We start from the raw sequence: 12,150 nt of genomic DNA, 5'->3' as shown, positions 1-12,150 counted from the left end.
GGGGGGGTGCCTCTATGTCTTCCGTCAAGGCACCCATGTCTGGTTTGGGGTTGTTCGGGGTTGTTGGGGTTATGCGGCGAGCTCGACATCCCTTGGTGTCCGGGATTCGTAGAAGGTGCCGTCGCGGAGCATGGCGAACAGGACGCTGATGCGTTGGCGGGCGAGTCGGAGGAGGGCTTGGGTATGGGTCTTGCCGCGTGCTCGTTGCCTGTCGTAGTAGGCGCGGGAGGCGGGGTCGGCGTTCATGCAGGCGAAGGCGGACAGGAACATCGCCCGTTTGAGCTGCCGGTTGCCGCCTCGGGGTGCGTGTTCACCGTGGATCGAGGTGCCGGACGACTTCGTTGTCGGGGCGAGTCCGGCGTAGGAGGCCAGGTGGGCGGCGGTGGGAAAACTGGCGCCGTCGCCGACGGTGACCAGCAGGACGGCGGCGGTCCTGACGCCGACGCCGGGCATCGACGTCAGGACCAGGGAAAGAGGGTGAGCCTCCAGCAGGGTGTTGATCTGGGCTTCCATCGCCCGGCGCTGGGTGTGGACGGCAGCCAGAGAAGCGGCCAGAGAGGGGATGACGATGTCGAGGGTGCCGGTGCCGGGGACGACAACGGTCTGTTCGTCCAGTGCGTCGAAGACGTCGTCGATCAGCCGCTGGGCCATGCGGGGGGCTTTCGGGCGGATCAGCTCCACGAGTCTGCGGCGGCCGGCCTTGCGCAGGGCGGACGGGGAGCCGTAACGCTCCAGCAGCCAGGTCACGGCCTGGTGGTCCAGGCGCGGACCCAGGACGCGCTCCAGGCTGGGGTGGAACTGGGTGAGCAGGCCGCGTATCCGGTTGGAGGTGCGGGTGGCCTCGGCCGCGAGATCCTGGTCGAAGCCGACAAGGACGGTCAGCTCGGCGGTGATCTCGTCGGTCAGTTCCAGCGAGCGCAGGGTGTGCGGCATGGTGCGGGCGGCGTCCGCGATCACCGCGGCGTCCTTCGCGTCGGTCTTCGCCTCGCCCGGGTAGAGGTCGGCGATCCGGCGCATCGCCAGGCCGGGCAGATAGGCGACCTTGCAGCCCGCGTCCCGGGCCACGGTCAGCGGGAGGGCACCGATGGAGGCGGGCTGGTCCACGATGACCAGGACGGTGCCGAACTTCGCGGCCAGCTTGTCGAAGACAGCCCGCAGTTTCGGTTCGCTGTTGGGCAGGGGCTTGTCGAAGACCTTCTTGCCGGCCGGGGTCAGCCCGTGCCCGTGATGAGCACTCTTGCCGACGTCCAGGCCGACGAACACGCCCACGTCTTCGGTGTCGGACATCGCACCCTTCCAGGAGTGTTGAACGTGCTGGCCACGGCAGTGGTGTCGTACGCGCGCATCCACGTTATGCAGACCTGTCGCCCGTGAGCTGTCCGGCATTGCGCCGGACCGGGCGGTGGCCGGACCTCTGATCAGCGTCTCCGACGGCACCTCCCAGGCCCGGCGACACCACCCCCCAGGTCATGCCTTCGACAGGGGGCAAAAGTCATACCGGGCCCGGAGGCCAGCGATCCCCTTGCGGGACCGCGAAAAACATAACGGGGCGCCGGCGTGCCCGCCCGGCGTTGGGTCCCGCCTTGCGTTGGTCCGGCCCGGCGTTGGTCCGGCGTTCGCCCGTCCTGGTTCGCGCCCTGGTCCGCTTGGCTAGTCCGCGTCCGCCGCGAACGGCTTGCTGCTGAAGGCCGTCTTGTCCGCCGTGCCGTCCGTGATCCACCACCACTCGGGCCGCTCGCCGTACCGCGAGAAGGCCAGGCCGGGGCCCCAGGCCAGGACGACCTCGTCCTTACCGTCGTGATCGAAGTCCGCGACACCGTAGAGACGGGCCGCGCGCTCGCCCTTACGGACGGATTCGCCGTCCACGACGGCGGGTGCCGCGCGGGTCAGCAGATGGCGCCGGGCGACGCGGGTCGTGGCGGGGCGGGAGCCCCGCAGGGTGAGCAGCTCGACGCCGCCGCGCCCGAGCGAGACGGCCAGTTCATCGGTGCCGTCCCCGTCCGTATCGGCGGCGGCCAGGGTGCCCGACATCCCGGGCACTTTGAGGGGGCGCGGAGCGGAACCGGCCGTCGGCGCCGCCCCCTTGTGGTAGACGCTCACCGTCTTGCCGATGTCCGGCCGCTCCGTCTCCACGCCCGGCTCGTCGTTACGGGTGCCGCTGTCGCCGACCGCGACATCGCGGCGGCCGTCGCCGTCGAAGTCGCCGAAGGCGATCGAGTTGCCCTCGCGCAGCCCGCGGCCCGTGTGGCTGAGGCCGTGGGACCCGGCGGTGAGGAGGATGGAGCCGGACTGATCGTTGTCGTTGAGCGCGTGCACCACCAGATCGGTGGCGCGGTGGCGGCCGTCGGCGGTGTCGGCGATGGTGTCGGCGATGAGATCGCCGATCTCGCCGTGGCCCTCCAGCGGGCTCGCGTACGGCACGGTCCTGGCCGCCTTGCCCGCCCGGTCGAACGGCCCGTACAGCACCAGCAGCGAGTGCCGGTCCGCGCGGACCAGGGCCAGGTCGTGGTGGCCGTCGCCGTTGAAGTCGCCCACGGTGGGGCGCTGGGCGTCCACGCCGTCGTCCGGGCCGGTCAGCTGGACGCGGGCGGCGGAACGGGTGCGGTGGGGGCCGCCGGGGCCGCCCCAGGAGATGTAGGGGACGGTCCGGACGGTGGCCTGGGTGCGCTCGGCCTCCTGCTCGCCGAGCGCCTCGCCCGCCGTCGTCGTGACGTCGGCGTAGCCGTCGCCGTCGAGGTCGGCCGTGGCCACCTCGGTCGCGCCCGCGACGGTGACGTCCTGGGAGGGCAGCCCGAGGTCGCGATGGCGGAGCACGGTCCGGGTGGCGGGATTCAGGCCGTGGGACGAGCCGTGGACGAAGGCGATCCGGCTGGGCAGCCCCCCTTTGCCGGACGGGACGGGGACGCGCAGATCGGGGTAGCCGTCGCCGTTGACGTCGTCCGGCAGCCGGCTGCCCTTGCCGTGGGGGACGGGCGCGGTCGCGGTGGGGGTGATGACGGACCCGGCGGCGGAGCCGTCGTGCTGCCCCTGGGCGCCGTCGTCGGGGCCGCAGGCGGTGAGCAGCAGCGCCAGACAGGCCGTACCGGCGGTAATGGAGGCCGTGACGGAAGTGGCGGCAGAGGCGACGGCAGAGGCGGTGGGGACGTGAGGGACGCGGGGGATGCGAGGGACGCGGGGGAGGGAGCGGCGTCGGGGGCCCGGGACGCGGCCGGGTGGTGCTGTGGGGGGAGGTGCGGGCGTCATCGGGCCACCTCAACCCATCAGGACGGCTCAGGCCAAGGGGCACGGCACTTCGTTACGAGGGTGATGCCTGGCGCTTCGGCCTCCGCCGCTCGGTGATCTTTGCGGACGATGCGGTACCGATCAGTCTGCTTGACTGTAAAGATGACCTTTGGAGCACAAGGGCCGTCCAGGACATTTACGGATGCCCTGTTGGGCATGATCCTGTAGGGAATTCGCAACGTCGTTGTGAGAAGGGATACTTCACGGCCAGTATCGGTACGTCCGACGCGGAACTTCGACGCGGAAAAACGGGGGCAACCATGTGTTTAACGCACGGTGTGCGGATGACGGGTGAGGCGGCGAGACGGGTGAAAGAGGGTGCGGGCGGGGTGTAATCGCGATGTCGGACGGGAGTGCTCGGCCGGCGGCTGAGGATGCCGCTCGCCCGCCGCTGAGCGAGGGTGCTAAAAATGGCGACATGGCCGGACTTTTCGGTCGACCACGGGTTCCGCTGGCCCGCACGATGACCGACTGGCGCCCACGCGGTCGGCGTGAGGGGCCCCGCTCGGCATGGGAGCGACGTGGGCGGCGCGTTCAGCAGGACACCCAGGATCAGCAGGATCAGCAGGGCCCGAGAGATCCGCGAGGCCAGCGAGACGAGCGGGACTGGCGAGACAAGCGCGATCAGCGTGATCGGTGGGATCGGCGTGATCAGCGCGACCAGCGCGACCAGCGCGACCAGCGCGATCAGTGGGATCGGCGCGATCAAGCCGACCCGCAGGGCTCGCCGGGCTCCTCTGACCGCTGGGGCCCGCGGGGTCGGCAGGGCCCGTACGCCCAGCTGAGCCCGCACGGGCGGTCGCCGGTGCGCACCCGCTGGAGCGGCCGCGGATCGGGCCCCGGCTCCGGCCCCGGCTCCGGCGGCGGTCCCGGCGGCGGTCCCGGCGCCCCCAACGGCCGCGGCAATGGGCAGCGGCCCCGCTGGCACCCGGTGCGCGGCGTGCGCACCGTGGCCGGCCAGGTCTTCGTCCTGCAGGTCGGCGTCGTGCTGCTGCTGGTCGTCGCCGCCGTCGTGGCACTCGTCCTCCAGTCCCGCTACGACAGCGAGCGGGAGGCCCGTAACCGCTCCATGGCGGTCGCCGAGAGCTTCGCGAACGCGCCGGGCATGGTGAGCACGCTGCGCGGCCCCGATCCCAGCGCCGTGCTGCAGCCGCTCGCCGAGCGGGCCCGTAAGGGCTCCGGGGTCGACTTCGTCGTGGCCATGACGCCACAGGGGGTCCGCTACACCCACCCCAACCCCGCCCGGATCGGCAAGCACTTCATGGGCAGCATCCGCCCGGCGGCCGAGGGCCGGACGGTCCAGGAGACCTACACCGGCACGCTCGGCCTGTCCGTACGGTCCGTGGTGCCCGTCAAGGACGCCCAGGGGAAGGTCGTCGGCCTGGTCGCGGCCGGTATCACGATCAAGAAGGTGAGCGGCGCCGCCGACCAGCAGCTGCCGCTGCTGTTCGGAGCGGCGGCGGCCGCCATGGCGCTCGCCACGGCGGGCACGGCCCTGGTCAGCAGGCGGCTGCGGCGCCAGACCCACGGGCTCGACCCGTCCGAGATGACGCGGATGTACGAGCACCATGACGCGGTGCTGCACTCGGTGCGCGAGGGCGTGCTGATCGTCGGCGGCGACGGGCGGCTGGTGCTGGCCAACGACGAGGCGCGCCGGCTCTTCGACCTCCCGCCGGACGCCGAGGGCCGCCTGGTGTCCGAGCTCGGCTTCGATCCGCACACCGCCGCGCTGCTGGCGTCCGGGCGCCCCGCCACCGACGAGGTCCATACGGCGGGTGAGCGGCTGCTGTCCGTCAGCCACCGCCCCACCGACCGCGACGGCGGCCCGCCCGGCAGCGTCGCCACCCTGCGCGACACCACGGAGCTGCGCGCGCTGTCCGGCAAGGTCGACCTCGCGCGCAACCGCCTCAAGCTGCTGTACGACGCGGGCGTCTCCATCGGCACCACGCTGGACGTGGTGCGCACCGCCCAGGAGCTGGCGGAGTACGCGGTGGCCCGGTTCGCCGACTACGTCTCGGTGGACCTCGCGGACTCGGTGCTGCGCGGCGAGGAGCCCCCGGACGGCGTGTCGGACATCGGCGGCCTGGACGCGGGCTCGTGGGCCGCCGTGGCGGCCGCAGACGGCGGCCGTACGGTCCTGCGCCGTACGGCCCTGAGCGGCATCCGGGACGACGGCCCGCTCTACCCCCTCGGCATGCTGATCGAGTTCGGCCCGAGCGCGCCCCAGGCCCGGGGCTTCCGCAGCGGAGCGGTTACCGTCGAGCCGGTCCTGGGCGACTTCGGCGGCTGGCAGGAACAGGACCCCGAGCACGCCCGCCGGATCGTGGACTACGGCATCCACTCGATGATCACGGTCCCGCTGCGGGCCCGGGGCGTCGTCCTGGGCGTGGCCAGCTTCATGCGCGCGGAGAAGCCGGAGCCCTTCGAGGAGGACGACATCTCCCTCGCGGAGGAGCTGGTCACCCGGGCCGCCGTGAGCATCGACAACGCCCGCCGCTACACCCGCGAGCACACGATGGCGGTGACCCTCCAGCGCAGCCTGCTGCCCCGGATGCTGCCGGAGCAGAACGCGCTGGATGTGGCGTACCGCTATCTGCCGGCGGAGTCGGGGGTCGGGGGCGACTGGTTCGACGTCATCCCGTTGCCCGGGGCCCGGGTGGCGCTGGTGGTGGGCGATGTGGTCGGGCACGGTCTGCACGCGGCGGCGACGATGGGGCGGCTGCGGACGGCGGTGCACAACTTCTCCACGCTCGACCTCCCGCCCGACGAGATCCTCTCCCATCTCGACGATCTGATCGCCCGGATCGACCAGGACGAGAGCCCTGGTGGGCTGGACGGCGACGGCAGCGGTGGTGGAGGTGGCAGCGAGGGCATCACCGGGGCGACGTGTCTGTACGCGATCTACGATCCGGTGACGCGGCGTTGCACGATGGCGCGGGCCGGCCATCCGCCGCCCGCGCTAGTGCGTCCGGACGGTTCGGTGGAGTTCCTGGACCTGCCCGCCGGACCGCCGCTGGGCCTGGGCGGGCTGCCGTTCGAGACGGCGGAGCTGGAGCTGCCCGAGGGCAGCCATCTGGTGCTCTACACCGACGGGCTGATCGAGAAGCGCGACCGGGACATCGACACCGGCCTGGAGATGCTGCGCGGTGCCCTGGCCCACCCCGGCCGGACGCCCGAGGACGCCTGTACGGCGGTGCTGGACGCGCTGCTGCCCGATCGCCCGAGCGATGACATCGCGCTCATCGTGGCCCGTACGAGGGTGCTGGAGCCCGGTCTGACCGCCGACTGGGAGGTGCCGTCCGATCCGGCGCAGGTGGCCGAGGTGCGTGCCGCGGTGGCCCGGAAGCTGGCGGAGTGGGATCTGGGCGACGTCGCGTTCACCACCGAGCTCATCCTCAGCGAGCTGATCACCAACGCGATCCGCTACGCGACCGGTCCGATCCGGGTGCGGCTGCTCTGCGACCGCAGCCTGATCTGCGAGGTCTTCGACACCAGCAGCACCTCCCCGCATCTGCGGTACGCGGGGACGACGGACGAGGGCGGCCGGGGGCTCTTCCTGGTCTCCCAGTTCGCCGACCGCTGGGGCACCCGCTACACGGCGGACGGCAAGGTCATCTGGACCGAGCAGGCGCTGCCGCTGTCGAAGAACGGCAGGCCGCGGGCGTAAGGGTGAGGCCCGCCTGCGCTGGAAGCGGTGCGCGGGCGGGCCTCGTCATCGTCGGTACGGCGAGTGCGTCACTTTGCCGGCGCGGGCTCCGGGGCCTTGGTCGACTCGCCGTCGCCCTCCGGCTCGGCGGGGGTCTTGACGGAGTCGAGCAGCAGCTGCGCCACGTCCACGACCTGGAGCGCCTCGCTGACCTTGCCATCATTCTTCTTGCCGTTGACGGAGTCGGTCAGCATCACCAGGCAGAACGGGCAGGCGGTGGAGACGATGTCCGGGTTGAGGGACAGCGCCTCGTCCACGCGCTCGTTGTTGATGCGCTTGCCGATCCGCTCCTCCATCCACATCCGGGCGCCGCCCGCGCCGCAGCAGAAGCCGCGCTCCTTGTGGCGGTGCATCTCCTCGTTCCGCAGCCCCGGCACCTTGGCGATGATCTCGCGCGGCGGGGTGTAGACCTTGTTGTGGCGGCCCAGGTAGCAGGGGTCGTGGTAGGTGATCAGACCCTCGACCGGGGTGACCGGGACCAGCTTGCCCTCGTCGATGAGGTGCTGCAGCAGCTGGGTGTGGTGGATGACCTCGAAGTCGCCGCCCAGCTGCGGGTATTCGTTGGCGATCGTGTTGAAGCAGTGCGGGCAGGTCGCGACGATCTTCTTCTTGGACTTCTCGACGACGACGCCCTCGTCAGCGTCCTCGCCGAACGCCATGTTCAGCATCTCGACGTTCTGCTGGCCGAGCTGCTGGAAGAGGAACTCGTTGCCCAGGCGGCGGGCGGAGTCACCGGTGCACGCCTCGTCGCCGCCCATGATCGCGAACTTGACGCCCGCGATGTGCAGCAGCTCCGCGAAGGCCTTGGTGGTCTTCTTGGCCCGGTCCTCCAGGGCGCCCGCGCAGCCGACCCAGTACAGGTAGTCGACCTCGGTGAGGTCCTCGATGTCCTTGCCGACGACCGGCACCTCGAAGTCGACTTCCTTGGTCCACGCAAGCCGCTGCTTCTTGGCCAGCCCCCAGGGGTTGCCCTTCTTCTCCAGGTTCTTGAGCATCGTGCCCGCCTCGGACGGGAACGAGGACTCGATCATCACCTGGTAGCGGCGCATGTCCACGATGTGGTCGACGTGCTCGATGTCCACCGGGCACTGCTCGACGCAGGCACCGCAGGTGGTGCAGGACCACAGCACGTCCGGGTCGATGACGCCGTTCTCTTCCAGCGTGCCGATCAGCGGACGCTCGGCCTCCGCCAGCGCGGCCGCGGGCACACCGGCCAGCTGCTCCTGGCTCGCCTTCTCCTCGCCCTCCATGGTCTTGCCGCCACCGGCGAGCAGATACGGGGCCTTGGCGTGCGAGTGGTCGCGCAGCGCCATGATCAGCAGCTTGGGCGAGAGCGGCTTGCCGGTGTTCCAGGCGGGGCACTGCGACTGGCAGCGGCCGCATTCGGTGCAGGTGGAGAAGTCGAGGATGCCCTTCCAGGAGAAGTGCTCGATCTGCGAGACGCCGAACTGGGCGTCCTCGTCCGGGTCCTCGAAGTCGATCGGCTTGCCCTCGCTCACCATCGGCTGGAGCGCGCCGAGCGCCACCTCGCCGCTGGACTCCCGCTTGAACCAGATGTTGGGGAAGGCGAGGAAGCGGTGCCAGGCGATGCTCATGTCGAGGTTGGTGCTGACCGTGATCATCCAGATCATGGTCGTGCCCAGCTTGATCATCGCGAAGAAGTAGGTCAGGTTCTGCACCGTGTCCACGCCGAGCCCGTCGAAGAGCTGGACCAGCGGGTACGAGGCGAAGTACGCGGGCTCGTAATGGTCGACGTGGTGCAGCGCGCCCTCGGTGCCGCGCAGCGCCATGATCGCGAGGCCGATGATGAGGATGACGTACTCGACGAAGTACGCCTGCCAGGCGGTGGAGCCGGTGAACCGGGACTTACGGCCGGCCCGGCTGGGCAGGTTCAGCAGCCGGATCACCATCAGCGTCAGGATGCCCAGCGTGGTCATCGTGCCGATGAACTCGATGTACAGCTCGTACGGGAGGAAGCCGCCGAGGATCGGCAGCGTCCAGTCCGCCTGGAAGAGCTGGCCATAGGCGTTGATGATGGTCGGCGGCAGGGTCAGGAAGCCGATCGCCACGAACCAGTGGGCGACGCCGATGACGCCCCACTTGTTCATGCGCGTGTGCGCGAGGAACTCCCGGACCAGGGTCACGCTGCGCTGCCAGGGATTGTCGGTCCTGGCCCCCGCCGGGACCGGCGCGCCGAGCTTGAAGAAGCGCACGAACTGCGCGACGGCCCGGCCGAGCAGGGCAACGCCGACCGCGGTGAGGACCAGCGACACGATGATCGCGGCGAGTTGCATAAGGGGCTCCTCGAACCTGCGAGAGCTGGATTACTAAGCAGTAACTTAATGTGGCTTGACCGAGATTACCCGTCCGGACGGGAACCCATGTAGTCGACGAGCCGGTGATCTGTGTCGCTCACTTGGCCCCGCCTCCCCTCACTTGGCCCCTCCCCGTGGCCCCTCGTCCGCCTCGCCGGGTCCATCCTCCACCTCTTTCACGCCCGCTTGGGCATAAGCCTCATATAAAACTTGAGCCCTGTCGACTCAGGTCTGTTGACAGCCGTAGAGCGGTGGTGCACGCTTGAGTCTGTTCCACTCAATGCTGTAGCTGGAGGATCCCGAAATGGCACGTGCGGTCGGCATCGACCTGGGTACGACGAACTCCGTCGTCAGTGTTCTCGAAGGCGGTGAGCCCACCGTCATCACCAACGCCGAGGGCGCCAGGACCACGCCGTCCGTCGTGGCGTTCGCGAAGAACGGCGAGGTGCTGGTCGGCGAGGTCGCCAAGCGCCAGGCAGTGACCAACGTGGACCGCACCGTCCGCTCGGTCAAGCGCCACATGGGCACCGACTGGAAGATCAACCTCGACGGCAAGGACTTCAACCCGCAGCAGATGAGCGCCTTCATCCTGCAGAAGCTCAAGCGGGATGCGGAGTCGTACCTCGGCGAGAAGGTCACGGACGCGGTCATCACCGTCCCGGCGTACTTCAACGACGCCGAGCGCCAGGCGACCAAGGAAGCCGGTGAGATCGCGGGCCTCAACGTCCTGCGTATCGTCAACGAGCCTACCGCCGCCGCGCTCGCCTACGGGCTGGAGAAGGACGACCAGACCATTCTGGTCTTCGACCTCGGTGGCGGCACCTTCGACGTCTCGCTGCTGGAGATCGGCGACGGCGTGGTGGAGGTCAAGGCCACCAACGGTGACAACCACCTCGGTGGTGACGACTGGGACCAGCGCGTCGTCGACTACCTGGTCAAGCAGTTCAACAACGGCCACGGCGTCGACCTGTCCAAGGACAAGATGGCCCTGCAGCGCCTCCGCGAGGCCGCTGAGAAGGCGAAGATCGAGCTCTCCAGCTCGTCCGAGACCACCATCAACCTGCCCTACATCACGGCGTCCGCCGAGGGCCCGCTGCACCTGGACGAGAAGCTCACCCGCGCCCAGTTCCAGCAGCTCACCTCCGACCTGCTGGAGCGCTGCAAGACCCCGTTCCACAACGTCATCAAGGACGCGGGCATCTCGCTGTCCGAGATCGACCACGTGGTCCTGGTCGGTGGCTCGACCCGCATGCCCGCCGTCGCCGAGCTCGTCAAGGAGCTGACCGGCGGCAAGGAGGCCAACAAGGGCGTCAACCCGGACGAGGTCGTGGCCATCGGCGCCTCCCTCCAGGCCGGTGTCCTCAAGGGCGAGGTCAAGGACGTCCTGCTGCTGGACGTCACCCCGCTGTCCCTCGGCATCGAGACCAAGGGCGGCATCATGACCAAGCTGATCGAGCGCAACACGACCATTCCGACCAAGCGCTCGGAGATCTTCACCACGGCCGAGGACAACCAGCCGTCCGTGCAGATCCAGGTCTACCAGGGCGAGCGCGAGATCGCGGCGTACAACAAGAAGCTCGGGATGTTCGAGCTGACCGGCCTGCCCCCGGCCCCGCGCGGCGTGCCGCAGATCGAGGTCACCTTCGACATCGACGCCAACGGCATCATGCACGTCGGCGCGAAGGACCTCGGCACCGGCAAGGAGCAGAAGATGACCGTCACCGGCGGCTCCGCGCTGCCGAAGGACGACATCGACCGCATGATGCGCGAGGCCGAGCAGTACGCGGAGGAGGACCACAAGCGCCGCGAGGCCGCCGAGACCCGCAACCAGGCCGAGCAGCTGGTCTACCAGACGGACAAGTTCCTCAAGGACAACGAGGACAAGGTCCCGGGCGAGGTCAAGACCGAGGTCGAGGAGGCCCTCACCGAGCTGAAGGAGAAGCTCAAGGGCGAGGACACCGCCGAGATCCGCACCGCGACCGAGAAGGTCGCCGCGGTCAGCCAGAAGCTGGGCCAGGCCATGTACGCCAACACCGCGGACGGCGCGGACGCGGCCGGTGCCGCCGCCGGTGACGCCGGCGCCGCGGGCCAGGCCAAGGCCGATGACGATGTGGTGGACGCCGAGATCGTCGACGACGACAAGGCCGACAAGGGTCAGGGTGGTGCCGCGTGACGGAGGAGACCCCGGGCTTCGAGGAGCAGCCCGACGTCCCCTCCGAGGCCGCGCAGACCCCCGACGACGCGGCGAAGGGCGCCGGGTCCGCCGACAAGGCGGGCCCGGCGGCCCCGGCCGGGGACCTCGAGCAGGTAGCCCTTCAGGCACAGCTGGACCAGGTCCGTACCGCGCTCAACGAGCGGACGGCCGACCTCCAGCGGCTCCAGGCGGAGTACCAGAACTATCGGCGCCGGGTCGAGCGGGACCGGGTGACGGTCAAGGAGATCGCCGTGGCGAGCCTCCTGTCCGAGCTGCTGCCCGTGCTCGACGACATCGGCCGCGCCCGTGACCACGGCGAGCTCGTCGGCGGCTTCAAGTCGGTGGGCGAGTCCGTGGAGACGGTGGTGGCCAAGCTGGGCCTCCAGCAGTTCGGCAAGGAGGGCGAGCCCTTCGACCCGCTGATCCACGAGGCCCTGATGCACAGTTACGCGCCGGATGTCACCGAGACCACGTGCGTGCAGATTCTGCAGCCGGGGTATCGAATCGGCGAGCGCACGATCCGCCCGGCGCGGGTCGCCGTCGCCGAGCCCCAGCCGGGAGCCACCCCCGGCAAGGGCGAAGGCGAGACCGCGGCGCCGGACGAGGAGAGCGGTGGCCCGGAAGAGGGCTGACGTGACGGTGACCGCGAGAGC

Annotated in this window: 6 protein-coding genes; 3 read left to right on the top strand and 3 right to left on the bottom strand. The window is 70.0% G+C overall.

Annotated features, from left to right (window positions below; all coding sequences use genetic code 11):
* Positions 1-69 precede the first annotated feature (69 nt).
* Together IEJ02_RS41645 and IEJ02_RS41640 are read right to left on the bottom strand one after the other, a co-directional pair.
* Positions 70-1,287 (bottom strand): IS110 family RNA-guided transposase, encoded by a 1,218-nt coding sequence (locus tag IEJ02_RS41645; RefSeq protein ID WP_191069530.1) that lies wholly within the window; start codon positions 1,285-1,287, stop codon positions 70-72.
* 363 nt (positions 1,288-1,650) lie between these two features.
* Positions 1,651-3,243: a VCBS repeat-containing protein gene (locus tag IEJ02_RS41640; RefSeq protein ID WP_191069529.1), complete on the bottom strand. Its 1,593-nt coding sequence runs from the start codon at positions 3,241-3,243 to the stop codon at positions 1,651-1,653.
* Between the two features lie 970 nt (positions 3,244-4,213).
* Between IEJ02_RS41640 and IEJ02_RS41635 the strand changes: the two genes are divergently transcribed.
* Complete coding sequence (locus IEJ02_RS41635) at positions 4,214-6,949, top strand: SpoIIE family protein phosphatase (protein WP_191069536.1); 2,736 nt, start codon at positions 4,214-4,216, stop codon at positions 6,947-6,949.
* 68 nt (positions 6,950-7,017) lie between these two features.
* Here IEJ02_RS41635 and IEJ02_RS41630 read toward each other — a convergent pair whose 3' ends face one another.
* Positions 7,018-9,282: a (Fe-S)-binding protein gene (locus IEJ02_RS41630; protein WP_191069528.1), complete on the bottom strand. Its 2,265-nt coding sequence runs from the start codon at positions 9,280-9,282 to the stop codon at positions 7,018-7,020.
* Between the two features lie 325 nt (positions 9,283-9,607).
* Between IEJ02_RS41630 and dnaK the strand changes: the two genes are divergently transcribed.
* Positions 9,608-11,476 (top strand): molecular chaperone DnaK, encoded by a 1,869-nt coding sequence (gene dnaK / locus IEJ02_RS41625; protein WP_191069527.1) that lies wholly within the window; start codon positions 9,608-9,610, stop codon positions 11,474-11,476.
* Entirely contained in the window at positions 11,473-12,129 is a 657-nt protein-coding gene (gene grpE, locus IEJ02_RS41620; protein ID WP_137978820.1) for a nucleotide exchange factor GrpE, read from the top strand. Before dnaK ends, grpE begins: the two co-directional genes overlap by 4 nt.
* Positions 12,130-12,150 lie beyond the last annotated feature (21 nt).

The sequence above is a fragment of the Streptomyces sp. 5-10 genome, from assembly GCF_014712245.1.
GTDB lineage: Bacteria > Actinomycetota > Actinomycetes > Streptomycetales > Streptomycetaceae > Streptomyces > Streptomyces violaceusniger.
The sequence above is the reverse complement of the archived record's forward strand: the minus strand, read 5'-3'. Positions and strand labels throughout refer to the sequence as shown.

Excerpts from the sequence above, each read along its gene's own strand:
- IEJ02_RS41645 (WP_191069530.1), bottom strand. The coding sequence starts at position 1,287 with ATGTCCGACACCGAAGACGTGGGCGTGTTCGTCGGCCTGGACGTCGGC.
- IEJ02_RS41640 (WP_191069529.1), bottom strand. The coding sequence starts at position 3,243 with ATGACGCCCGCACCTCCCCCCACAGCACCACCCGGCCGCGTCCCGGGC.
- IEJ02_RS41630 (WP_191069528.1), bottom strand. The coding sequence starts at position 9,282 with ATGCAACTCGCCGCGATCATCGTGTCGCTGGTCCTCACCGCGGTCGGC.
- dnaK (WP_191069527.1), top strand. The coding sequence starts at position 9,608 with ATGGCACGTGCGGTCGGCATCGACCTGGGTACGACGAACTCCGTCGTC.